Source organism: Streptomyces sp. NPDC012508 (genome assembly GCF_042902595.1).
In the GTDB taxonomy this organism is placed as follows: domain Bacteria; phylum Actinomycetota; class Actinomycetes; order Streptomycetales; family Streptomycetaceae; genus Streptomyces.
Genome location: NZ_JBIBEO010000003.1, coordinates 350,642 through 372,445, shown reverse-complemented (window position 1 = coordinate 372,445; position 21,804 = coordinate 350,642). Strand labels below are relative to the sequence as shown.

At 72.6% G+C, this 21,804-nt stretch carries 18 protein-coding genes, 2 pseudogenes and 1 riboswitch; of the genes and pseudogenes, 10 read left to right on the top strand and 10 right to left on the bottom strand.

The features are described 5' to 3' along the window. The first annotated feature begins 33 nt into the window (after window positions 1–33). Window positions 34–2,550: a DUF4132 domain-containing protein gene (locus tag ACFY8U_RS12125; protein WP_389568925.1), complete on the top strand. Its 2,517-nt coding sequence runs from the start codon at window positions 34–36 to the stop codon at window positions 2,548–2,550. Here ACFY8U_RS12125 and ACFY8U_RS12120 read toward each other — a convergent pair. Next, window positions 2,522–3,307, bottom strand: coding sequence for an alpha/beta hydrolase (locus tag ACFY8U_RS12120; protein WP_361597281.1), 786 nt, complete (start codon window positions 3,305–3,307; stop codon window positions 2,522–2,524). The two genes, ACFY8U_RS12125 and ACFY8U_RS12120, sit on opposite strands and share 29 nt — an antisense overlap. Before the next feature lie 136 nt (window positions 3,308–3,443). Here ACFY8U_RS12120 and ACFY8U_RS12115 point away from each other — a divergent pair, with 136 nt between their 5' ends. The 3 genes from ACFY8U_RS12115 to ACFY8U_RS12105 all read left to right on the top strand — a co-directional run bounded on the left by ACFY8U_RS12115 (window position 3,444) and on the right by ACFY8U_RS12105 (window position 5,147). Continuing rightward, window positions 3,444–3,875 carry a hypothetical protein gene (locus tag ACFY8U_RS12115; protein ID WP_389568923.1) on the top strand — a complete coding sequence of 144 codons (432 nt, stop codon included), beginning with the start codon at window positions 3,444–3,446 and terminating at the stop codon, window positions 3,873–3,875. 10 nt (window positions 3,876–3,885) lie between these two features. After that, entirely contained in the window at window positions 3,886–4,305 is a 420-nt protein-coding gene (locus ACFY8U_RS12110) for a thiol-disulfide oxidoreductase DCC family protein (RefSeq protein WP_389568920.1), read from the top strand. Between the two features lie 158 nt (window positions 4,306–4,463). After that, the gene (locus tag ACFY8U_RS12105) at window positions 4,464–5,147 is read left to right on the top strand and encodes a TetR family transcriptional regulator (protein WP_361442992.1); all 684 of its coding nucleotides are present in this window, start codon (window positions 4,464–4,466) and stop codon (window positions 5,145–5,147) included. Window positions 5,148–5,213: 66 nt separating this feature from the next. Here ACFY8U_RS12105 and ACFY8U_RS12100 read toward each other — a convergent pair whose 3' ends face one another. From ACFY8U_RS12100 to ACFY8U_RS12090, 3 genes are all read right to left on the bottom strand, one after another. Next, a complete protein-coding gene (locus ACFY8U_RS12100; protein ID WP_389568916.1) occupies window positions 5,214–6,770 on the bottom strand; it encodes an ABC transporter substrate-binding protein in 1,557 nt (518 codons plus the stop codon). Window positions 6,771–6,994: 224 nt separating this feature from the next. Further along, the gene (locus ACFY8U_RS12095) at window positions 6,995–8,311 is read right to left on the bottom strand and encodes a metallophosphoesterase (RefSeq protein ID WP_389568913.1); all 1,317 of its coding nucleotides are present in this window, start codon (window positions 8,309–8,311) and stop codon (window positions 6,995–6,997) included. Between the two features lie 12 nt (window positions 8,312–8,323). After that, on the bottom strand, window positions 8,324–8,569 hold the full coding sequence (locus ACFY8U_RS12090; protein ID WP_361442745.1) for an SCO4848 family membrane protein: 246 nt from the start codon (window positions 8,567–8,569) through the stop codon (window positions 8,324–8,326). Between ACFY8U_RS12090 and ACFY8U_RS12085 the strand changes: the two are divergent. Beyond that, window positions 8,508–9,548 (top strand): annotated as a pseudogene (locus ACFY8U_RS12085) (D-alanyl-D-alanine carboxypeptidase); the annotation flags it as partial. The gene ACFY8U_RS12090 and the pseudogene ACFY8U_RS12085 sit on opposite strands and share 62 nt — an antisense overlap. A 346-nt stretch (window positions 9,549–9,894) precedes the next feature. Here the strand turns inward: ACFY8U_RS12085 and ACFY8U_RS12080 are convergent. The 3 genes and pseudogenes from ACFY8U_RS12080 to ACFY8U_RS12070 all read right to left on the bottom strand — a co-directional run. Further along, entirely contained in the window at window positions 9,895–10,956 is a 1,062-nt protein-coding gene (locus ACFY8U_RS12080) for a YhjD/YihY/BrkB family envelope integrity protein (RefSeq protein WP_389568910.1), read from the bottom strand. Between the two features lie 52 nt (window positions 10,957–11,008). After that, a complete protein-coding gene (locus ACFY8U_RS12075) occupies window positions 11,009–11,977 on the bottom strand; it encodes a decaprenyl-phosphate phosphoribosyltransferase (RefSeq protein WP_389568907.1) in 969 nt (322 codons plus the stop codon). A gap of 271 nt (window positions 11,978–12,248) precedes the next feature. Continuing rightward, window positions 12,249–12,761 (bottom strand): annotated as a pseudogene (locus tag ACFY8U_RS12070) (phosphatase PAP2 family protein); the annotation flags it as partial. 172 nt (window positions 12,762–12,933) lie between these two features. Here ACFY8U_RS12070 and ACFY8U_RS12065 point away from each other — a divergent pair. Both ACFY8U_RS12065 and ACFY8U_RS12060 read left to right on the top strand, forming a co-directional pair. Then, entirely contained in the window at window positions 12,934–14,298 is a 1,365-nt protein-coding gene (locus ACFY8U_RS12065; protein WP_389568905.1) for an FAD-binding protein, read from the top strand. A 28-nt stretch (window positions 14,299–14,326) separates the two neighbouring features. After that, the gene (locus tag ACFY8U_RS12060) at window positions 14,327–15,082 is read left to right on the top strand and encodes a decaprenylphospho-beta-D-erythro-pentofuranosid-2-ulose 2-reductase (RefSeq protein WP_361442733.1); all 756 of its coding nucleotides are present in this window, start codon (window positions 14,327–14,329) and stop codon (window positions 15,080–15,082) included. Between the two features lie 142 nt (window positions 15,083–15,224). Here the strand turns inward: ACFY8U_RS12060 and ACFY8U_RS12055 are convergent, their stop codons facing one another. After that, window positions 15,225–15,812: a 2'-5' RNA ligase family protein gene (locus tag ACFY8U_RS12055; protein WP_389568903.1), complete on the bottom strand. Its 588-nt coding sequence runs from the start codon at window positions 15,810–15,812 to the stop codon at window positions 15,225–15,227. Window positions 15,813–15,906: 94 nt separating this feature from the next. Beyond that, entirely contained in the window at window positions 15,907–16,920 is a 1,014-nt protein-coding gene (trpS, locus tag ACFY8U_RS12050) for a tryptophan--tRNA ligase (protein ID WP_361596518.1), read from the bottom strand. A gap of 200 nt (window positions 16,921–17,120) precedes the next feature. On the opposite strand from trpS, the gene ACFY8U_RS12045 reads away from it, so the two are divergent. Both ACFY8U_RS12045 and ACFY8U_RS12040 read left to right on the top strand, forming a co-directional pair. Next, window positions 17,121–17,672 (top strand): RNA polymerase sigma factor, encoded by a 552-nt coding sequence (locus ACFY8U_RS12045; RefSeq protein ID WP_389568901.1) that lies wholly within the window; start codon window positions 17,121–17,123, stop codon window positions 17,670–17,672. Then, the gene (locus ACFY8U_RS12040; protein WP_389568898.1) at window positions 17,656–18,438 is read left to right on the top strand and encodes a hypothetical protein; all 783 of its coding nucleotides are present in this window, start codon (window positions 17,656–17,658) and stop codon (window positions 18,436–18,438) included. The genes ACFY8U_RS12045 and ACFY8U_RS12040 overlap by 17 nt, the downstream gene beginning before the upstream one ends. 540 nt (window positions 18,439–18,978) lie before the next feature. On the opposite strand, the gene glyA is transcribed toward ACFY8U_RS12040, so the two are convergent. After that, window positions 18,979–20,268 (bottom strand): serine hydroxymethyltransferase, encoded by a 1,290-nt coding sequence (glyA, locus tag ACFY8U_RS12035; protein WP_361442718.1) that lies wholly within the window; start codon window positions 20,266–20,268, stop codon window positions 18,979–18,981. 79 nt (window positions 20,269–20,347) lie between these two features. Continuing rightward, window positions 20,348–20,438: riboswitch (ZMP/ZTP riboswitch) on the bottom strand. 105 nt (window positions 20,439–20,543) lie between these two features. On the opposite strand from glyA, the gene rocD reads away from it, so the two are divergent. Next, on the top strand, window positions 20,544–21,749 hold the full coding sequence (gene rocD, locus ACFY8U_RS12030; protein WP_361596506.1) for an ornithine--oxo-acid transaminase: 1,206 nt from the start codon (window positions 20,544–20,546) through the stop codon (window positions 21,747–21,749). Window positions 21,750–21,804 lie beyond the last annotated feature (55 nt).

Sequence of the window (21,804 nt, the reverse complement as noted above, 5' to 3'; positions counted from 1 at the left end):
GCGCTGTCAGTGGCGTCCCCTACCGTCGTACGCATGGTGGGGACGACACGTCTGGAAGTCAGGCTGTACGAGGCGGGGGTGCGGCAGCGGACCCAGGGGGGCGCGGCCGTCCAGGAGCTGTTGCAGGAGCTGGCGCCCGACGAGCTGCGCCGGGCCGCCCTGTGGATACACCGGAACCAGTGCCGGGGTGGCGCGGACGCGGTCACCGACTGGAGCGTCTCCTGGCTGGCCGGGCGGCGGCTGGGGTGGTCGGTGTCCCAGGCGGAGGAGCTGCTCGAACGGCTGGTGGGCGTGATGGCCATGGTCGACCCGATGCAGCTGCTCCAGGAGTACGGACCGCTGATGCAGCTCCCGTTGGCCGCCGCCCGCGAGGCGGGCGGATGCGACCGAGCGCTGCTGCGGGCCGCGCGCAAGGCCTCCCTGTCGGCCTGGGGCGACCAGGCGGAGGGCTCGGAGAACGCCGCGGTACGGGACGTCCTGGACCGGCTGATCGGCCCCGACGTGCCCGACGCCACCGGGCTGCCGTGGGCACTCCTGGACGACGAGGACGCGTACGGGCCCCGGATGCGGTCCGAGCACCCGGAGCTGCTCGCGGCGACCGGCGTGGCGGCGTTCCTGGAGCACTGCGCGGCGCTCGGCGCGGCCCGGCCGACCAAGAAGTGGCAGAAGACCGCCGGGGAGCTGCTCGCGGCGGTGGACCGCGGCGACGCGCTCGTACGGGCGCTGCTCGACGGTGCCGCCGGACAGACGGAGCACCTGGTCGTGGCGCCCCACCCCATGGGCGTGTACCGCGAACGGGGCCTGGCCGGCGAGCGCAACACGGCGGTCGTGCGCGGGGTCCTGTGGGCGGCGGCCGGGCTGCCCGGCGCGTGGGTGGTGCCCACGGTCGGGGCCGTGGCGCTGAACGCCGGTACGGGCACGGGCGGTTCGGGCGGGATCTGCCGTAACGCCAGGCTCGCCGCGGCCGGGGTCGCGTTCCTCGGCGCCTGCGAGGGCGAGCGGGCCACCGGCGCCGTCCAGTACCTCGGGCGGCTCAAGGGGAAGGTCCGCAACCGGACGGTGCTCAAGGCGATCGCCAAGGCCCTGGAGGCCGTCGCCGGGCGGGCCGGGCTCACGCCGTCGATGCTGCGCGAGCGCGGCACCCCGACGCACGGGCTCGACGGGCGTGGGATGCGGGAGGAGCCGCTCGGGGAGTACACGGCGGTGCTCTCCGTGCAGGAGCCCGGCGTGGCCTCGCTGTCGTTCCGGGGACCCCAGGGCCGGGTGCTGAGGTCGGCGCCGAAGGCGGCCCGGGAGGGGTACGGCGAGCGGCTGGCCTCGATCCGTGCCGCGTCGAAGGAGCTCCGGACCCTGCTGGCTCTGGAACGGGCCCGGCTGGAGGACCATCTGGCGGCGGGGACGACCTGGCCTGCGGAGGACTGGGAGCGGTACTACATCGACCACCCCGTGACCGGGTCCGCAGCCCGCGCGCTGCTGTGGGAGGTCGCCCCGGAAACCGACGAGCGCTGGACGGCCGGGGTGCCGGAGCGGACCGGCGGCGGCTGGGCGCTGGCCGGCGCGGACGGCACGGCGATCCCCGTCTCCCCCGGCTCCCGGCTGCGTCTGTGGCACCCGATCCGGGCGGATGCCGACGAAGTGGCCGAATGGCGGGCCGAGCTGACGGAGCGGGAGCTTCGCCAGCCGTTCAAGCAGGTGTTCCGCGAGGTGTACCCGCTCACTCCGGCCGAGGTGGCGACCGGTTCGTACTCGAACCGGTTCGCCGGGCACATCCTGCGCTACGGCCAGGCGCGCGCCCTGATGGCGGAGCGCGGCTGGACCGGCGACCACCTGGGGTACTTCGGGTCAGGCGGCTCCTCCGAGATGGTGCGGGAGCTGCCGCGCCCCGGTGATCTGCCGGTCGGCGAGGGGGTGTTCTGGCGGGCCCGGTTCTTCGTGGGGCTGGTCGAGGCGGGCAGCTCCGCGGACGGGGTCGCCGTGCTCTGCTCGACCGACCAGGTCCGCTTCGAGCGCCGCGTGGCCTCGGCCGGGGCGCGAGGCGTCTGGGAGCGGGTCGCACCGGCCGACGTACCGGCGCTCGTGCTGTCGGAGGCGCTGCGGGACGTCGATCTGTTCGTCGGAGTGGCGTCCATCGGCGCGGACCCGGACTGGCGGGACAGGGGCGAGGAGCGGGCGTACGACGGGTACTGGGAGAGCTGGTCGTACGGCGAGCTGACCGCTTCCGCCCGGATCCGCCGGGAGACGCTGGCCCGGCTGCTCCCGCGCACCGCGATCGCGGACCGTACGGAGCTGACGGAACGGTTCCTGCGGGTGCGGGGCGACCTGCGCGCGTACCGGATCCATCTGGGCTCTGGCCACGTCCTGATGGAGCCGGAGGACGCCCCGCTGCCCATCGAGCCGGACCGCTTCCCACAGGCCCCGGAGAAGGTGTTCCTGCCGTTCGAGGAGGACGGCGGGATGATGTCGGTGATCCTCTCGAAGGCGTTCCTGCTCGCCGCCGACGTCGGGATCACCGACCGCACGATCAGCTCACGGATACGCCGGGGGCTGTGACCTCCGCCAGGAAGCCGGCGAGCAGCGCGCTCGTCTCCTCGGGGCGCTCCAGGGCGGGAAGGTGGGCCGCCCACTCCAGTTCGAGGTGACGGGCGCCGGGCAGCAGCGTGGCGAGCCGAGCCGACATCGCCCGGAAGTCGGGCAGGTCGTGCGCCCCGGAGACGACCAGGCAGGGCAGGTCGATCCCGGTCAGCTCCGCCGACGTCACACCGGCGTCGACCGGGTGGACCTCCTCGGGGGCGGCGAGCTGTACGTCGAAGGCGCGCCGCTGCATCACCCGTACCCGCTCGCGCGCCTCGTCGTCGGCCTCCGGGCCGAGCCAGGTGTCGACGTTGAGCGCGACCGCCCCGTCCACGTCGCCCGCTTCGAGCAGCTCGTCCTCGCGCCGGCCCCAGGCGCGCAGGTCGTCGCTCGGGTTGAAGTCGGGGATGCCGGAGCAGAGCAGCGCGAGTGCGGAGACGCGCCCGGAGTGGCGGACGGCGGTCTCCAGGGCGACTTCACCTCCGAAGGAGGAGCCGACGAGCGCGGCCCGTTCGACGCCGAGGGCGTCGAGGAGTTCCGCGACGTCGTCGCAGTGGGTGTGCGGGCGGTCGATCGGGGTCTCGCCGAAGCCGCGGAGGTCGCAGCGGATCACGCGGTGCCCGGCGGCGGCCAGAGCCGCGAACTGCGCGTCCCACATCCTCCGATCGCAGACGCCGGAGTGGAGCAGGACAACTGTGGAAGGGCCTTCACCGGCCACGTCATGAGAGAGCATCAGGCGTCACCTTAGGCGCCCGGCGCCCGATCACCTAGGGATTTCCGCATCCCTCCCCCGACCTTCGCTTGAACATGTTCAAACGAGGGCCTACAGTCATGACTGCCAGCTTTTGAACGCGTTCAAGGGAGGGTGGGGCATGGACCTCACTGTCGTCGCGTACATCGCCTATCTGCTGATCAGCGTGGCTCTGACCATCTGGGTCGCCCGCACACTCAGCCGCAACGGAAGGATCTTCCTGGCAGACGTCCTGCACGGGAACGAGAAACTCGCCGAGGCCGTCAACCACCTCCTGGTGGTCGGCTTCTACCTCGTCAACTTCGGCTTCGTCGCCCTCTACCTCAGCCAGGACGAGACCGTCGCCGACGCCCGGGGACTCTTCGAGGCCCTGTCCGTCAAGCAGGGCGTGGTGCTCCTCGTCCTCGGCGTGATGCACCTGGGCAACGTCTACGTCCTCAACAAGATCCGCCGCCGCGGCGTGATGGAGCGCGAGCAGGTTCCGCCGGTGCCGCCGCAGGGCTGGACCGACCCCGCCAAGGGACCCTGGGCCCCGCCCGTCACCGGAGCGTGAGGAGAGACGGATGAGCCGGCCCGTGACCCCCGTACACCGCCTCACCGTGCTGTACGACGCCGACTGCTCGCTCTGCGTCCATCTGCGTCACTGGCTGCTGCGGCAGCGCCAGCTCGTCCCGCTCGACCTCGTCCCGGCCGCCTCGCAGGAGGCCAGGCGCCGCTTCCCCGGCCTCGACCACGAGTCCACCCTCAAGGAGATCACCGTGATCGGGGACCGGGGACAGGTCTACCGCGCCACCTCCGCGTGGATCGTCTGCCTCTGGGCCCTGGCCGAACACCGGCCCAAGGCCCACTGGCTGGCCACCCCGGCCGGGCAGCCCTTCGCCCGGGCGACCGTCCTGGCCGCCGCCAAGTGGCGCGAGGCGATCAAGGGCCAAGGGCCGGCCTGCGAGGACGGGCGCTGCGAAGCGCCCGGCACGCCCGGCTAGGCTCGGGCACTGTGAAGGACGTGAAGGAAGTGCAGCCCGCCGAGCCCACCGAGCCCGAGCCCACCGGGGCCGGGCCCACGGGCGCCGAGCCCACCACGGCCGCCGCCGGGGCCAAGGCCCCGGCCAAGGCCGCCAAGAGCGAACAGACCCGCACGCTCATCCTCGAAACCGCGCTCCGGCTCTTCAAGGAGCGCGGCTACGACAAGACGACCATGCGGGCCATCGCCCAGGAGGCCGGGGTCTCCGTCGGCAACGCGTACTACTACTTCGCCTCCAAGGAGCACCTGGTCCAGGGCTTCTACGACCGGATCGCCGAGGAGCACCAGGCCGCCGTCGCGGACATCCTCGACGGCGGCGAGAAGGACCTCACGGCGCGCATCCGCGGGGTCCTCCTCGGCTGGCTCGACATCGCCGAGCCGTACCACGAGTTCGCGGCCCAGTTCTTCAAGAACGCGGCCGACCCGGACAGCCCGCTCAGCCCCTTCTCCCCGGAGTCGGAGGGTCCGCGCGAGGCCGCGATCGAGGTCCACCGCAGGGTCATCTCGGGGGCCGACGTCAAGGTCGACCCCGAACTGGCGGAGCCGCTCCCCCAGTTGCTCTGGCTCCAGCAGATGGGCCTGGTGCTGTTCTGGGTGTACGACCGCTCCGAGGGCTGCGCCAACAGCCGCCGCCTGGTCGAGCGCCTCTCACCGGTCACCGCCCGGGCGATCTCGCTCTCGCGCTTCCGGCTGCTGCGGCCCCTCGTGCGTGAGACGCACGACCTCCTCGCCGACTTCATGCCGACGGCGGCCGGCATGGCGGCCTCGGGCAAGCCCAAGCGCGCGAAGACCCCGAAGGGCTGACGGCCACGGCCACGGGGTGGCCCCGGGCCCGGCCCCAGGCGCGAGCCCGGGGCCACGAGCGCGGCGTCAGATCCAGCTGAGTTCCCAGAGGCGCCAGATGCCGGTGCCGTCCGTCAGGTACTGGGAACCGGCGACCTCGGTCGTCGCCAGCACGTAGTCCTTCTTCTGCCAGAGCGGGATCAGCGGGACGTCCTTGGCGACCTCGGTCTGGATGTCCTCGAAGTCGTTGGCCGCCGCCGCCCGGTCGCTGTACTGCTGCGTCGCGGAGATCAGCGAGTCGATCTTCTTGCTGGCGAAGCCGTTGTGCATCGCGTTGTCCGTGCCCACCAGCGGGGCGGTGAAGCTGTCGGAGTCCGGGAAGTCGGGCAGCCAGCCGACGGGGTATGCGTCGTAGTCGCCGTTCACGTACCCCTTCTGGAACTCCTTCCACTCCGCCTCGACGAGCTTCACCTTGAACAGGCCGCTCGCCTCCAGCTGCTTCTTCAGCTCGGCCGCCTCGGCACCGTACGTGGCGTCCTTGCGGTAGCCGAGCGTGAAGCTCACCGGCGTCTCGACGTCCGCGTCCTTCAGCAGGCCCTTCGCCGTCTTCTTGGACGGCTCGGGGTAGGCGTCGTAGAACGAGGTGCTGTGGCCGTTGAAACCCTGCGGGATGAGGGAGTACAGCGGCTCGACCGTGCCGTGGTACGCGCCGGTGACGATCGCCGGGCGGTCGATCACGGCGGCGACGGCCTGCCGGACCGCCTTCTTCGCCATCGGGGAGCCGGACTTCACGTTGAAGTAGAGGTTGCGGATCTCGGCCGTCTGCGCCTCGGTGATCCGGGCGGTGTCCTTGCTGTTCTGCACCGTGGAGAGGAACTCCGGCGGCATCTGCCGGTGGGCGATGTCGACCTGCTTGCTCTTCCAGGCGTCGGCGAGCTCCTCGGACTCCGTGAAGTACTTCACGACGACCGTGCCGCCGCGCTTGCCCACCGAGCCCCGGTAGTTCGGATTGGGCTCCAGGCGAGCGCTCTCGCCGGGCTTGTACTCCTTGAGGACGTACGGCCCCGAGCCCTCGACCGTGTCGCCCTCGCGCAGCTTCTTGGCCGGGTACTGGTCGCGGTCGACGATCGAACCGGCGCCGGTGGCGAGCTTCAGCGGGAAGGTCGCGTCCCGGCTCGCCAGGTTGAAGGTGACCGTCTGGCCCTCGGCCACGACGCTCTTCAGGGTCGCGAAGAGCGGCGCGGGGCCGACGTCGGCCTTGATGTCGAGCATGCGCTCGAACGAGTACTTGACGTCCTCGCCGGTCACCTTGCGCCCGTTGGCGAAGGTCAGATCGTCCCGGAGCACGCACTGGTACGTGGTGAGCCGGGTGCCGATGAACTTGCAGTTGTCGGCGGCGTCCGGGACCGGCGTGGTGAAGCCGGGCTTGAAGGAGAGCAGCGACTGGTAGACGTTGCTGTACATGGCCCACGAGCCGGCGTCGTACGCTCCGGCCGGGTCGAGCGAGGTGACCTCGTCCGTGGTGCCGACCGTGATCGGGTCGGTCCGGACGTCGTCGGAAGGCAGCAGCTGCCAGCCTCCCACCCCGGCGGCCACCAGAACTCCACAAGTGATGAGGATCCGCAGACGGACCTTCGACCGCATCGCCGTGCTTCCTTTTTTCGAGCCCACCCCTGGCGCGGCGGCACCCAGCCATGCCGCGATGGCGTCACCCAATCACACGAGTTTCACAAGTGGAAGAGGAAACCTTCACAGTGCAGGTATATGTCCGTGATGAGCGACTTCGGGGGACTGAACGGCATGTATCGGCCCCGGCGCGATGAGTGACCCGTTCCGCTACCCAGTCCCCCTATGACGGACATGCCCCGTTACGCCTGCCGGGAGGCCAGCTCCACGATGGTGATGTCGGAGGGCGCGCCGACCCGGACGGGAGGGCCCCAGGCGCCCGCGCCGCGGGAGACGTAGAGCTGGGTGTCGCCGTACCGCTCGAGGCCGGCGACGGTCGGATTGGCGAGCTCGGCGAGGTAGTTGCCGGGCCAGAGCTGACCGCCGTGGGTGTGGCCGGAGAGCTGGAGGTCGACGCCGTGGCGTACGGCGTCGTGGATGACGACCGGCTGGTGCGCGAGGAGGACGGCGGCCCGGGCGCGGTCGCGGTCCCCGAGCGCGGCGGCGAAGTCCGGGCCCTGGCCCTCGCTCTCGCCGGCGATGTCGTCGACCCCGGCGAGGTCGAATCCGGCCGCGATCTCCGTACGGGCGTTGCGCAGCGGGCGCAGGCCGAGCTCGCGGACGTGGTCGACCCAGGCGTCGGCGCCGGAGAAGTACTCGTGGTTGCCGGTCACGAAGAAGGAGCCGTGCCGGGCCCTGAGCTGCGCGAGGGGCTCGGCGGCGGCGCCGAGGTTCTCGACGCTGCCGTCGACGAGGTCGCCGACGACGGCGATCAGATCGGGCTGGGTGCTGTTGATCGTGTCCACGATGCGCTGGGTGTGGGCGCGGCCCAGGATGGGCCCGATGTGGATGTCGGAGACGACGGCGATGCGGTACCCGTGGACGGCCCGGGGCACCTTGGCCAGCGGCACGGTCACCCGCTTGACGCGGGGCCCGCGCAGCACGCCGTACGTTCCGTACCCGACGGTCCCCACGGCGGCGGCCGCGGCGGCCCCGCCGACGACGCGCGAGACGAACAGGCGCCGCGAGACGGCGGTGGCTCCGGCGACGTTCGCGTCCTCGCCGCTGTCGGCGGGCGCGGCGGGGGCGGGGGCGGCCGGCGGCGGAGCGGGAACGGAAGGCGGGACGGTGGCCGGGACGGGGTCCGGCGTCTGGGACAGGGGCTCGGCGGGAGCCTGGGCGGGGGTGGCCTGGGCGGCCGCCCTGCCCTCCAGCGCCCGCCTCAGCAGCGGGCGGACGGCTTCCCCGACGACGAGGGCGAGGGTCACGTACAACAGCAGGGCCAGCCAGAGGTAGCCGGGCCAGGCCACGACCTGCTGGAGCCAGAAGGGGGCGCCGGCCCGTGCGGAGACCAGGGCCGCGATCGACAGCGCGGGCAGCACGAACGCCGCGACGGTCCCCAGCCGCCGCGCCACGCTCCCCCGCGCGGTGACATCGCGCACCAGGCGCCGCCACACGTACCAGTGGACCGTGGCCAGGAGGCCGAGAATCACGACGAACACGAGCAGAAAGACGAGCACGCGTCCCAACCCCTATCCGTGCTCGCGTCTCAACGCGCGCACTCCACGCAACCCGATCACGCCGACCACCGTCCCCAGAACAAAGGACGTGATGGCGAGCAGCAGATGAACCCAGAAGTAGGCCGTCGGGTCGCCCGCGTCGTCAAAGGCGAGACCGCTCCCGTCGTTCCACAGGTTCTTGACGAAAGTGACCCAGATGAACCAGCTCCACACCCCGAAAGCGAGCAGGAACCAGGAGACGGGACGGCTGAGCTTCATACCCTCAGTATCACCACCTGCCCCGGCCGCCTCGTCTCCGGGGCGGCCCGGGCACCCGAGTGGTGGTCACCGCGGGAACCGCCCGGCGGGGTTCGGATCGCTGGGCCGTGCCTGTACGTTTTCGATCGTGTCTGCTTCGAAGAAGACCGCTTGGGCGGTCATTGCTGCTGCGCTGCTCCCGCTCCTCACCGCCGCCCCCTCCCACGCGGACACGGCGGACAACAAGGAGGAGAAGCAGCCCAAGCCGCCCGCCAAGATGTCGTCCGTCGGCGGGTCGCTGCTCGGCGTGCCCGGTACGCAGGTACGGCTCGGCCCGGGGGCCCCGGTGCTGCCCAGGGAGCTGAGCGCGCGGTCGTGGATCGTCGCGGACGCGGAGACGGGCCAGGTGCTCGCCTCGCACAACGCCCACTGGCCCCTCGCCCCGGCCTCCACGCTCAAGATGCTCTTCGCGGACACGGTTCTGCCCAAGTTCCCGCGGACGACGACCCACACGGTCACGTCCCAGGATCTGGCCGGCCTCGGCGCGGGCTCCAGCCTCGTCGGGATCAAGGAGAAGTCGACCTACACCGTCCACGATCTCTGGCTCGGGGTCTTCCTTCGCTCGGGCAACGATGCCGTGCGCGTGCTCTCCGCGATGAACAACGGCATCGCGAAGACCGTGCAGGACATGAACGACCGCGCCGACGAGCTCCAGGCGCTCGACACCCACGTGGAGTCGCCGGACGGCTACGACGCGCCGGGCCAGGTCTCGTCCGCGTACGACCTGACGCTGATCGCCCGCAGCGGTATGCAGAACGCGGACTTCCGGGAGTACGCCGCGACCGCCCGCGCCAAGTTCCCCGGCGAGGAGAAGCCGGGGAAGAAGCGCGAGACCTTCGAGATCCAGAACACGAACCGGCTGCTGACCGGCGACCTGGGCGTCGCGCCCTACCAGGGCATCGCCGGCGTCAAGAACGGCAACACCACGCACGCCGGCTCGACATTCACCGGCGTTGCGGAACGCAACGGCAAAGTCCTGCTCGTGACGGTGCTCAACCCGTCGTCCAAGGAGCAGCACGCGGTCTACAAGGAGACCGCCCGGCTCCTCGACTGGGGCTTCGCCGCGGCCGGGAAGGTGCAGCCGGTGGGTGAGCTCGTCCCGCCGAAGTCCGCTCGTACGGACCAGGGGACCGAGACCGACGGCTCGTCGCCGGCGCCCGGCGAGAACGCGCCGGACTCGGGCGCCGTGCAGAAGGCCGCCGCCGGGGAGAAGTCCGGTGGCGTCGGGACCGCCCTCGGCATCGTCGGCGGGGTGTTGGTGCTGCTCGCGGGCGCCGTGCTCCTCGTCAACCGTCGCTGGCCGCTGCCGGAGCTGGTCCGTCGCCGCCCCCGGACCGACGGCGCCGAGGGTCCTGGCCGGTCTCAGGGCTCTGAGGGTCCTGGCGGGTCTCAGGGCTCCGAGGGTCCTGGCGGGTCTCAGGGCTCTGAGGGTCCTGGCGGGTCTCAGCGTCCTGGTGAGGGTCCTGCGCGTCAGGACGCTCCGGACGGGCCGGATCGGTCCGTGACCCCGTAGCCGTCCAGGCGGCGCAGAACAGCAGCAGCTTCGCGGTGAAGTTGATCCAGAGCAGCAGCGCGACCGGCACGCCGAACGCGCCGTACATCGACTTCCCCGCGACGTCCCGCATGTAGCCGCCGATCAGCAGCTTGAGCAGTTCGAAGCCGATCGCCCCGATCACCGCCGCCACCACCAGGCGGCGGCGGGGCGGGTGGACGCCGGGGAGCAGCGTCAGCAGGTACAGCAGGACGAGGAAGCCCGCGACGGCGGCGACGGCCACGGAGGCCGCCTGGAGCAGGATCCCGGTGGCCCCTTCGCCGGAGATCCCCACCCGGTCGGCGCTCCAGCCGACGGCGGTGGACCCGAGCCAGGACGCGGCGAGCGAGCAGAGCCCGACCGCGCCGAGCCCGAGCAGCACGAGCGCGTCCTTGCCCTTGCGTACGACGGGGTTGCCCTCGTCCTGGTCGTCGATCCCCCACACCGCGCGCAGGCACTCCCGCATCGAGCCGATCCACCCGATGCCGGTGAAGAGCAGCAGCGCGCCGGCGACGAGGCCGATCGTGCCCGCGTTCTCCACGAGCCCGGCGATGTCGAGCTGATCGGAGATGCCGGGGACCTGGTCGGAGACCTTGTCCTCGATCTTGTCCAGCTGCTCCTGGCTGAGCAGCGCGGCGCCGACCGCCGCGGCGACGGCGATCAGCGGGAACAGCGCCAGGAAGCTGATGAAGGTGATGGCGGCGGCGAGCCGGGTCCAGTGGGCGGCGTCGAGGGTCTCGTACGAACGCCAGGCGTGCGTCTTCATGAGCCTGGTGACCCAGGGGCCGATGACGGGGAGCTTGGTCAGCCAGTCCATGTCGTACGCGTACCCCTCGATCTCGTACCGATACCGCGTGCTTCCGGCGGCCTCACAGGTCCGCGACCGCCATGCCGTACATCGCCGCCCAGACCAGGCCGACGATCGCGAGCGGACGGTCGCGCAGGACGACGTCCTCGGGGGCGCCGGCGGAGCCGCGGTCGGCGAAGACGGCGTAGCGCAGGACCGCGAGGATGAACGCGATCATGGAGAGCTGGCGCCAGGGCAGCAGGCTGCCGGTGGCGACGCCGCCGCTCTCCAGGGCCCACAGGCAGTAGCCGAGGACGGCGACTCCGGCAGCCAACTGCCAGACGAACCGTAGGTATCCGGTCGTGTACTGGGTGAGCAGCGCGCGGGTCGCACCGCGCGCGTCCTCCATCTGGACGGCCTCGGAGTAGCGCTTGGCGGCGACCATGAAGAGCGCGCCGAAGCCCGTGGTGATCAGGAACCAGCGGGAGAGCGGGATCGCGAGCGCGACCCCGCCGATCATGGCCCGCATGAGGAATCCGGTGGTGACGACGGCGAGATCGACGACGAGGACGTGTTTGAGGCGCAGGCAGTACGCGATCTGCATGACGAGGTACGCGATGAGGAGCGCGGCGGTCATGGGGTTGCACAGGACCGCGCAGGCGACGGCGGCCCCGAGGCCGAGCAGGGTGCCGCTGGCGTACGCGAGGGGTACGGGGACGAGGCCGGAGGCCACGGGGCGGCGGCGCTTCACTGGGTGGGCGCGGTCGGCGGCCGCGTCGCGGGCGTCGTTGACCAGGTAGACCGCGGAGGCGGCGGCCGTGAAGAGGGCGAAGACCAGGGCGAGTCGGGCGGCCGTGTGCCAGGAGACGAGCTGCCCGGCGGCGACGGGCGCGGCGACGACGAGCACGTTCTTGACCCACTGCCGGGGCCGCGCGGTCCTGACGAGCCCGGCGGCGACCGCGTACGCCTGCCGGCTGCCGTGGCCGCGCCGGTGCTCTTGGACGGCGACGGGCTTGTCGAGCACGGCGGCGCCGGTGGTGCGCTCAGCCACGGCGACCGCCGAGGAACACGGCCCGGACGGCGGTCGCCCCAGGCGCGCGTGGGGCCCCGCGGGTGTCACGCGCGCGTGGGGCCCCGCGGGTGTCACGCGCGCGTGGGGCCCCTCGGGTGGCGGGCCCGGACGCTGCGGGCCACGACAGCGCGGGCCCAGGCAGTGCCGGCCCAGGCACTGCGGACCCCGGCAGTGCGGACCCCGGCACTGCGGGCGCCCGCAGCAGGGGCGCCACGCGCGCGTGAGGCGGCACGACGGCGGTGACCGGCGTCCGGAGCCAGGCTCGGCCGAGGGCGGCCGTCGCCGCGCCCAGGAGGGCGCCCGCCACCACGTCCGTCGGGTAGTGGACGCCGACGATCAGGCGGGAGACGCACATCGCGGCCGCCGCGGGGGCGGCGAGGCGACGGGCCGTCGGACGGAGGGCGCCGAAGGCGACGGCCGCCGCGGCGGCGGACGCCGCGTGCGAGCTGGGGAAGGAGTGCCGGCCGGCCGTGCGGACCAAGGGTTCGTACTCCGCCGTCCCCGGTCGCGGCCGCCGCACCACCCGCTTGATCCCCATGCTCGCCAGATGCGCGCCCGCGACCAGGGCCGTGCCGCGCAGCCAGCCCGTTCGCCGTTCACGGTCCACCGCCGCGCCGGTGAGCCCGGCGGCCAGCCAGAGCGCGCCGTGCTCGCCGCCGAAGGACAGCGCGCGGGCCGCGGTGGCCACGGGCGCCCGGCGTCCGCAGCCGCGCAGGACGGCCAGGAGTCTCCTCTCGGCACCCGCCCAGTCCGCGTTTCGCATCGACTCCGCCTCCCCGGTTCTCGACGGACTCCTCCGTCGACCCGGGGGTGACTCTGACCCGGCGGCCCGGCGACCGCACGGCAATCTTTCCTGACACTCCTTTAATCACCCATTTCGGCGAACCGAGAGCAAACCAGTCATAACGCATAGATCGGGCGATACGGTCGCCTTCATGGCTGCCCACACCGACGACGAGCCCCTCACCGGCTGGGGCCGCACCGCCCCCACCCTCGCGCGCGTGCACCGCCCCCGTACGTACGAGGAGGCCTCCGAAGCCGTCCGTGCCTGCGGCGCCCGCGGCTCCATCGCGCGCGGCCTCGGCCGTGCCTACGGCGACGCCGCGCAGAACGCCGGCGGCTCCGTCCTCGACATGACCGGTCTCGACCGCATCCGCTCGGTCGACGCCGTCGCCGGCGTCGTCGTCTGCGACGCCGGTGTCAGCCTGCACCGGCTGATGGAGGTACTGCTTCCGCTCGGCTGGTTCGTCCCCGTCACCCCCGGGACCCGGTACGCCACGGTCGGCGGCGCGATCGGCGCCGACATCCACGGCAAGAACCACCATGTCTCCGGCTCCTTCAGCCGCCATGTGGCCGCCCTCGAACTCCTCACCGCCGACGGGGAGATCCACACCGTCGTCCCCGGCACGGACCTCTTCGACGCCACCACCGGCGGCATGGGCCTGACGGGCGTGATCCTCTCCGCCACCCTCCGGCTGCTCCCCGTCGAGACCTCCCTCATGTCCGTCGACACCGAACGCGCCGCGGACCTCGACGAGCTGATGGCCCGGCTCACCGCCACGGACCACCGCTACCGCTACTCGGTCGCCTGGATCGACCTGCTCGCGCGCGGCGCCGCGACCGGCCGGTCCGTCCTCACCCGCGGCGACCACGCCCCGTACGACGCGATCCCCGTCGGGGACCGCCGCACCCGCCGCGCGCCCCTCGCCTTCCGGCCGGGACAACTGCCCGCCGCGCCCGCGCTGGTCCCGGAGGGGCTGCTCGGCCGCACGGCCGTCGGCCTCTTCAACGAGCTCTGGTACCGCAGGGCGCCCCGCCGCCGCACCGGCGAACTCCAGCGGATGTCCACCTTCTTCCATCCCTTGGACGGCGTCCCGCACTGGAACCGGATCTACGGCCGCGGCGGCTTCGTCCAGTACCAGTTCGTCGTCGGTCACGGGCACGAGGAGACCCTGCGCCGGGTGGTGAAGCGGATCGCGCGCCGCGGCTGTCCGTCGTTCCTCGCCGTGCTGAAGCGCTTCGGCGCGAGCGACCCGGGCTGGCTCTCGTTCCCCGTGCCCGGCTGGACGCTCGCGCTCGACATCCCGGCCCGGCTCTCCGGTCTCGGCGCGTTCCTCGACGAACTCGACGAGGAGGTGGCGGACGCGGGCGGCCGGGTCTACCTCGCGAAGGATTCCCGGCTGCGGCCCGAACTGCTGGACGCGATGTACCCGAGGCTCGCCGACTTCCGCGCGCTGCGGGCCACGCTCGACCCCCGGTCCGTCTTCACGTCCGACCTCTCCCGTCGCCTCGCCCTCTGAATCGCACTCTCCGAGGAGTTTGATCGTCATGAAGGACGCCTTCGGCACCCCGCAGTCCCTGCTCCTGCTCGGCGGCACCTCCGAGATCGGGCTCGCCACGGCCCGCCGGCTGATCGCCCGCCGCACCCGTACGGTGTGGCTCGCCGGACGCCCCTCGCCCGCCCTGACGGCCGCCGCGGACTCGCTGCGGGCGCTCGGCGCGGACGTGCGGACGGTGCCGTTCGACGCGCTCGACACCGAGTCGCACGAGGAGCGGCTCGGCAAGATCTTCACCGAGGGCGACATCGACATGGTGCTGCTCGCCTTCGGGATCCTGGGCGACCAGGCGCACGACGAGGCCGATCCGCTCGCCGCCGTCAAGGTCGCCCAGACCAACTACACGGGCGCGGTCTCGGCGGGGCTGATCTGTGCAGGTGCGCTGCAGGCGCAGGGCCACGGCTCTCTGGTGGTGCTGTCGTCGGTCGCGGGCGAGCGCGCCCGCCGCGCGAACTTCATCTACGGCTCGTCCAAGGCCGGTCTCGACGCGTTCGCCCAGGGGCTCGGGGACGCGCTGCACGGGACCGGGGTGCATGTGATGGTGGTACGCCCCGGCTTCGTACGGTCAAGGATGACGGCCGGTCTCGAGGAGGCCCCGCTGGCGACCACGCCCGAGGCCGTGGCGACGGCGATCGAGCTGGGGCTGCGGCGGCGCTCGGAGACGGTGTGGGTGCCGGGGGCGCTGCGGATGGTGATGGCGGCGCTGCGGCACGTGCCGAGGCCGGTGTTCCGACGGCTGCCGGTCTGACGGGAGGCTGCCGGTCCGACGGGACGCCACCGGCCCGTCGGGACGCCACCGGCCCGTCGGGACGCCATCGGCCCGTCGGACGGGACGGCTGCCAGGTCCGCCGGGGACGGCTGCCGGGTCCGACGGGACGGTGTCGCCGGGGTCAGCAGGTCGGGGTGGGGGTGTCCACCGAGGTGCCCTGCGCCGGGACGCCGGGGACGTGGCGGCCGTCGCCGAACTCGAAGACGCGCAGCTTGCGCCACACCCCGTCCGCGCCCTGCTCGTACAGGGCGAAGGACGCACAGGTCCAGGCGGCCTCGAAGTCGGCCAGCTCCGCGTAGGCGCGGTCCATCGCCTCCTCGGCGATGCCGTGCGCGACGGTCACGTGCGGGTGGTACGGGAACTGCAGCTCGCGCACGAGCGGCCCGGACTCGTCCCGTACCCGCTCCTGGAGCCAGGCGCAGGCGGAGACGCCCTCGGCGAGCGTCACGTAGACGACCGGGGACAGCGGGCGAAACGTTCCCGTGCCGCTCAGGCGCACGGGGAAGGGGCGGACGCCCGCGGCGACCTCGGCGAGGTGGGCCTGGATCGCGGGCAGCCGCTCCTCGTCCACCTCGGTCGGCGGCACGAGGGTGACGTGCGTGGGGATGCCATGCGCGGCGGGATCCCCGAAGCCCGCGCGCCGCTCCTGGAGCAGGCTGCCGTAGGGCTCCGGGACCGCGATCGAAACGCCGAGCGTTACGGTCCCCACGTCGTTCTCCTCCATAGTCGTGTCATATCGGGACGGTGGTGGTGCAGCCGCCAGTGTGCGGCCTGCACCACCCCTGAGGCCAGAGTCCTTGGACTCAGTGCTTCGCGGGCAGGAAGCCCATCCGCTCGTACGTCTGCGCCAGCGTCTCCGCGGCGACCGCGCGGGCCTTCTCCGCGCCCTTGGCCAGGATCGCGTCCAGCGTCTCCGGGTCGTCCAGGTATTCCTGCGTACGGGACCGGAACGGAGTGACGAAGTCCACCATGACCTCGGCCAGGTCGGTCTTCAGAGCGCCGTACATCTTGCCCTCGTAGCTCTTCTCCAGGTCGGGGATGCTCGTCCCGGTGAGCGTGGACATGATCGTGAGCAGATTGGAGACGCCGGCCTTGGTCTCCGGGTCGAAGCGGATGACCGTGTCGGTGTCGGTGACGGCGCTCTTGACCTTCTTCGCCGTCGTCTTCGGCTCGTCGAGGAGGTTGATCAGACCCTTCGGCGTCGACGCCGACTTGCTCATCTTGATCGCCGGGTCCTGCAGGTCGTAGATCTTCGCCGTCTCCTTCAGGATGTACGGCGCCGGGATCGTGAACGTCTCGCCGAAGCGGCCGTTGAAGCGCTCCGCGAGGTCGCGGGTCAGCTCGATGTGCTGGCGCTGGTCCTCGCCCACCGGGACCTGGTTGGCCTGGTAGAGCAGGATGTCGGCGACCTGGAGGATCGGGTACGTGAAGAGGCCGACGGTGGCCCGGTCGGCGCCCTGCTTGGCGGACTTGTCCTTGAACTGCGTCATGCGGGAGGCCTCGCCGAAGCCGGTGAGGCAGTTCATGACCCAGCCGAGCTGCGCGTGCTCGGGGACGTGACTCTGCACGAAGAGGGTGCACCGCTCGGGGTCGAGTCCTGCGGCGAGCAGCTGCGCGGCGGCGAGCCGGGTGTTGGCGCGGAGCTCCGCGGGGTCCTGCGGGACCGTGATCGCGTGCAGGTCCACCACCATGTAGAAGGCGTCGTGAGTCTCCTGCAGGGCGACCCACTGGCGCACGGCGCCGAGGTAGTTGCCGAGGTGGAACGAGCCTGCGGTGGGCTGGATTCCGGAGAGCACACGGGGACTGTCAGAGGCCATGTCCCACATTCTCTCAGGTGTCGGAACCGATCCCGGACTGGGAACCGATCCGCTTCTGCCGGTGTATCAAAGGTGTGAGGACGCTGGAGGGGGGCCGGGTCTTGGAATTCAGCGGGGCGGCGCGCCGGGGGTCCCCTGGGCCGGATTCCGGGGGAGCCTCGTTCAAGGGTGGCGGTGGGCGACCGGCGGGCGAGGCGGCGGTGATCGCACGCGTACGCGCCGGGGAGGCGGAGGCATACGCGGCGCTGGTCCGCGCGCACACGGCGGTCGCGCTGAGGGCGGCGGTGGCGTGTGGGGCGGGCGCGGAGGCCGAGGACGTCGTGCAGCAGGCGTTCTTCAAGGCATATCGGTCGCTGGGGCGCTTCAAGGAAGGGGCGGCGTTCCGGCCGTGGCTGCTGCGGATCGTGATCAATGAGACGAGGAACACAGTGCGCGCGGCGGGCCGGCAGCGGGCGGTCGCGGGCCGGGAGGCGGAGCTGCTGGCCGCAGAGCCGCGGATACCGGAAGGAGCGGACCCGGTGGTCGCGGCCGAGGAGCAGGAGAGACGCCGTCAGCTGCTCGCGGCGCTCGACGGACTGAGCGAGGACCACCGGCAGGTGGTGGTCCACCGGTATCTGCTGGAGCTGGACGAGACGGAGACGGCGGCCGCGCTGGGCTGGCCGCGGGGGACGGTGAAGTCCCGGCTGAGCCGGGCCCTGAAGAAGCTCGGGCTGGTGCTGGAGGGAGGTGACGAGCATGAAGGACACGAGTGACGGCGACGGGCTCCCGGAGGAGCTGCGGGAGCTGGGGCGTCATCTGAAGGTGCCGGATGTGGGCGGGGAGACCATGGCCGAGCGGGTGCTCGCTCAGCTCCTGGCGGAACAGGTGCCGGCGCCGGTGCGGCGGCGCCGCTTCGAAGGTCTGCGCCGGCGCTGGAAAGCTCTGCTCGCGGCGCTCTCCGGGCTGCTGGTGGTCATGGTGCTCACACCGCCGGTGCGGGCGACGGTGGCGGACTGGTTCGGCTTCGGCGGGGTCGAGGTCCGGTACGACCCCGGTGCGCGTCCGGCGCCGGGCGCGGCGGTTCCGGGGTGCTCCCCGGCCGTGCCGCTGCAGGAGGCCGGACGGAAGGCGGGGTTCGAGCCGCTGATACCGAGCGCGCTCGGTGTCCCGGACGCGGTCTCGGTGACCGGCTCGGCGGAGCGGGGCCGGGCGGTGATCAGCCTGTGCTGGCACGGGACGGACGGCGGGACGGTCCGGCTGGACGAGTTCCCGGCGCGGCTGGAGGCGGGCTTCGCCAAGCAGGTGCAGACGCACCCGGACTGGGTCGACCTGCCGGACGGCGCGGAGGGCTACTGGTTCGCCGAACCGCATCTGCTGCGCTTCCCGATGACGGACGCGGGCGGGCGGACCTGGACGCACTCCATACGCACGGCGGGCCCCACGCTCCTCTGGACGAGGAACGCGGGAGCCCTGACCTTGCGCCTGGAGGGCGAACCGTCCCTGCCCCGGGCACGAGCGGTGGCGGAGTCGACGGACTGAGCGGGAGGCGGGGGCGCGCCACCGGTGAGTCGGGGGGGCGGGTCCCGGCGGGGCGGGGGCTGGGCCCCGGCGAGGCGGGGCCGGGTCCCGGCGGGGCGGCGCACCGGCCGGGGCGGCGGGCTCAGCCCGCGAAGGGGCTCGGCCCCGGCCGGGAGCGGCCGGGTCGGAACCCCCGCGGGGCCGTACTCGGCCGGGGCGCCGGCTCAGGACCCCGCAGGGCCGCACTCGGCCAGGAGCGGCCGGGTCAGGACCCGCGGGGCCGCACCCTGCCGGGGGCACTAGCTGCGCCCGCAGGCCGCGCTCGACAGGGGCACCGGCTCAGCCCGCAGGGCGCACTCGCCCGGGAGCGGCCGGGAGCGGCCGGGTCGAGAGCGGACCCCCGCAGGGCCGGCCGCACTCGGCCGGGAGCGGCCGGGTCGGAACCCCGCAGGGCCGTACTCGGCCGGGCGGCCGGGGCAGGGCCCTGCGGGGTCGGGCGGGTGTTCGGTGGGGGTCAGGTCGGCCAGGGCCCCGCGGGGACGGGCCGGCGCCCGGTGGGGGTCAGGTCGGGAGGCCGGGGGCCGGGTGGGCGGCCATCAGTTCAGCGACCTCCGCGCGGATCGTGCGCAGCGCGTCCTCGTCGCCCGCGCCGGCGGCGGCGACACCGCGGTCGATCCAGTCGGCGACCAGGTCCATGTGCGCGGCGCCGAGGCCGCGGGAGGTGAGGGAGGGGGTGCCGATGCGGATGCCGGAGGGGTCGAAGGGCTTCCGGGTGTCGTAGGGGACGGTGTTGTAGTTGACGACGATCCCGGCGCGGTCGAGGGCCTTCGCGGCGACCTTGCCGGGGACCTCCTTGGGGGTGAGGTCCATCAGGATCAGGTGGTTGTCGGTGCCGCCGGAGACCAGGTCGAAGCCGCGGGCGAGAAGCGCCTCGGCGAGGGCCTTGGCGTTGGCGACGACCGCGTGCGCGTAGTCACGGAAGGAGGGCTGGGACGCCTCGCGCAGCGCGACGGCGATGGCGGCGGTGGTCTGGTTGTGCGGGCCGCCCTGGAGGCCGGGGAAGACCGCCTTGTCGAGGGCCTTGGCGTGCTCCTCGCGGGACATCAGCATGGCGCCGCGCGGGCCGCGCAGGGTCTTGTGGGTGGTGGTCGAGATGACGTCGGCGTGCGGGACCGGGGAGGGGTGGGCGCCGCCCGCGATCAGGCCCGCGATGTGGGCGATGTCGGCGACGAGCACGGAGCCGGCCTCGCGGGCGATCTCCGCGTAGGCGGCGAAGTCGATCGTGCGGGGCAGCGCGGTGCCGCCGCAGAAGATGACCTTCGGGCGCTCCTTGAGGGCGAGCTCACGGACCTGGTCGAAGTCGACGAGCCCGTTGTCCTGGCGTACGCCGTACTGCACGCCGCGGAACCACTTCCCGGTGGCGGAGACACCCCAGCCGTGGGTGAGGTGGCCGCCCATCGGCAGGGCCATGCCCATCACGGTGTCGCCGGGCTCGGCGAAGGCGAGGTAGACGGCGAGGTTGGCGGGCGAGCCGGAGTAGGGCTGCACATTGGCGTGGTCGACGCCGAAGACGGCCTTGGCCCGCTCGACGGCGAGGGTCTCGACCTGGTCGATGTTCTGCTGGCCCTCGTAGTACCGGCGGCCCGGGTAGCCCTCGCTGTACTTGTTCTGCAGCACGGTCCCGGACGCTTCGAGGACGGCCCGGGAGACGTAGTTCTCGCTGGGGATCAGCCGCAGGGTCTCGGCCTGCAGCACCTCCTCGGCTCCGACGAGCGCGGCGAGTTCGGGGTCGGCTGCGGCGAGGGCGGGGTGGCGGGCGGCGAGATCGGCGGCCTGCGGGGTGGCGGTCATGGCGGTTCCTCCGGGCGTTCGGTGGATCCCGGGGTACGGCTCAGACCTGCTGGGCGGCACCACTCGGGATGTTCGGTCCCGAAGATGCCCAGGCGGGCGGCATCTCGTGTGGTCTGCCGCGCACGGCTCCCCCAGGGTCGATTCCCCGTACGCCAGTCGCCGTGCGTGTTTCCAGAGTAGCGGGCGCGCCGTCACACAGGTTTCCTCGTCCGGCATCCGAGCGACGATAAGAAGGGGGCACACCCGCCCCTGCCCGCAGGACGAACGGAGATCCCGTGTCGAGTACGCAAGACGCGATCGCTTCCGCGGAGGCGCACAGCGCGCACAACTACCACCCCCTGCCCGTCGTCGTCGCCACGGCGGACGGGGCCTGGATGACCGATGTCGAGGGGCGCCGCTATCTCGACATGCTCGCCGGGTACTCGGCGCTCAACTTCGGGCACGGCAACCGGCGGCTGATCGACGCCGCGCGGGCGCAGCTGGAGCGGGTGACGCTCACGTCGCGGGCGTTCCATCACGACCGGTTCGCGGAGTTCTGCACACGGCTCGCCGAGCTGTGCGGCAAGGAGATGGTCCTGCCGATGAACACGGGCGCGGAGGCCATCGAGACGGCGGTGAAGACCGCCCGGAAGTGGGGGTACGAGGTCAAGGGCGTCCCGGACGGGCACGCGAAGATTGTGGTCGCGGCGAACAACTTCCACGGCCGGACGACGACGATCGTCAGCTTCTCCACGGACCACGAGGCCCGCGACCACTACGGCCCGTACACGCCGGGGTTCGAGATCGTCCCGTACGGCGATCTGACGGCGATGGAGCGCGCGGTCACCGCGCACACGGTGGCGGTGCTGATCGAGCCGATCCAGGGCGAGGCGGGGGTCCTCGTCCCGCCGGCCGGGTATCTGCGCGGGGTACGGGAGTTGACCCGTGAGCGGAACGTGCTGTTCATCGCGGACGAGATCCAGTCGGGCCTCGGGCGGACCGGGCGGACGTTCGCGTGCGAGCACGAGGGTGTGGTGCCGGACGTGTACGTCCTGGGCAAGGCGCTGGGCGGCGGTGTCGTCCCGGTCTCCGCGGTGGTCGCGGACCGGGATGTGCTCGGGGTGTTCCGGCCGGGTGAGCACGGGTCGACGTTCGGCGGGAATCCGCTGGCGTGCGCGGTGGCGCTCGAAGTGATCGCGATGCTGCGGACGGGCGAGTACCAGCAGCGGGCGGCGGAGCTGGGCGAGCATCTGCACGCGGAGCTGCGCCTGCTCGTGGGCGGGGGCGCGGTGGAGGCGGTGCGAGGGCGCGGTCTGTGGGCCGGGGTGGACATCGCGCCGGTGAAGGGCACGGGCCGGGAGATCTCCGAGAAGCTGATGGAGCGGGGGGTGTTGGTGAAGGACACGCACGGTTCGACGATCCGGATCGCGCCTCCGCTGGTGATCGGCAAGGAGGATCTGGACTGGGGTCTGGAGCAGCTGCGGGCGGTTCTCTCGGAGTGACCCGGTCCGCTTGAGAGCGGTGGCGGTGGCGGTGGCGGTGGCGGCAACTCGGGGC

What these genes read in the sequence shown, in the direction of transcription:
- trpS (WP_361596518.1), bottom strand. Translation starts at nt 16,920, where the DNA reads ATGGCCTCTGACAGTCCCCGTGTGCTCTCCGGAATCCAGCCCACCGCA.
- ACFY8U_RS12065 (WP_389568905.1), top strand. Translation starts at nt 12,934, where the DNA reads ATGGCTGCCCACACCGACGACGAGCCCCTCACCGGCTGGGGCCGCACC.
- ACFY8U_RS12100 (WP_389568916.1), bottom strand. Translation starts at nt 6,770, where the DNA reads ATGCGGTCGAAGGTCCGTCTGCGGATCCTCATCACTTGTGGAGTTCTG.
- ACFY8U_RS12115 (WP_389568923.1), top strand. Translation starts at nt 3,444, where the DNA reads ATGGACCTCACTGTCGTCGCGTACATCGCCTATCTGCTGATCAGCGTG.
- ACFY8U_RS12125 (WP_389568925.1), top strand. Translation starts at nt 34, where the DNA reads ATGGTGGGGACGACACGTCTGGAAGTCAGGCTGTACGAGGCGGGGGTG.
- glyA (WP_361442718.1), bottom strand. Translation starts at nt 20,268, where the DNA reads ATGACCGCCACCCCGCAGGCCGCCGATCTCGCCGCCCGCCACCCCGCC.
- ACFY8U_RS12110 (WP_389568920.1), top strand. Translation starts at nt 3,886, where the DNA reads ATGAGCCGGCCCGTGACCCCCGTACACCGCCTCACCGTGCTGTACGAC.
- ACFY8U_RS12060 (WP_361442733.1), top strand. Translation starts at nt 14,327, where the DNA reads ATGAAGGACGCCTTCGGCACCCCGCAGTCCCTGCTCCTGCTCGGCGGC.
- ACFY8U_RS12080 (WP_389568910.1), bottom strand. Translation starts at nt 10,956, where the DNA reads ATGGACTGGCTGACCAAGCTCCCCGTCATCGGCCCCTGGGTCACCAGG.
- ACFY8U_RS12090 (WP_361442745.1), bottom strand. Translation starts at nt 8,569, where the DNA reads ATGAAGCTCAGCCGTCCCGTCTCCTGGTTCCTGCTCGCTTTCGGGGTG.
- ACFY8U_RS12040 (WP_389568898.1), top strand. Translation starts at nt 17,656, where the DNA reads ATGAAGGACACGAGTGACGGCGACGGGCTCCCGGAGGAGCTGCGGGAG.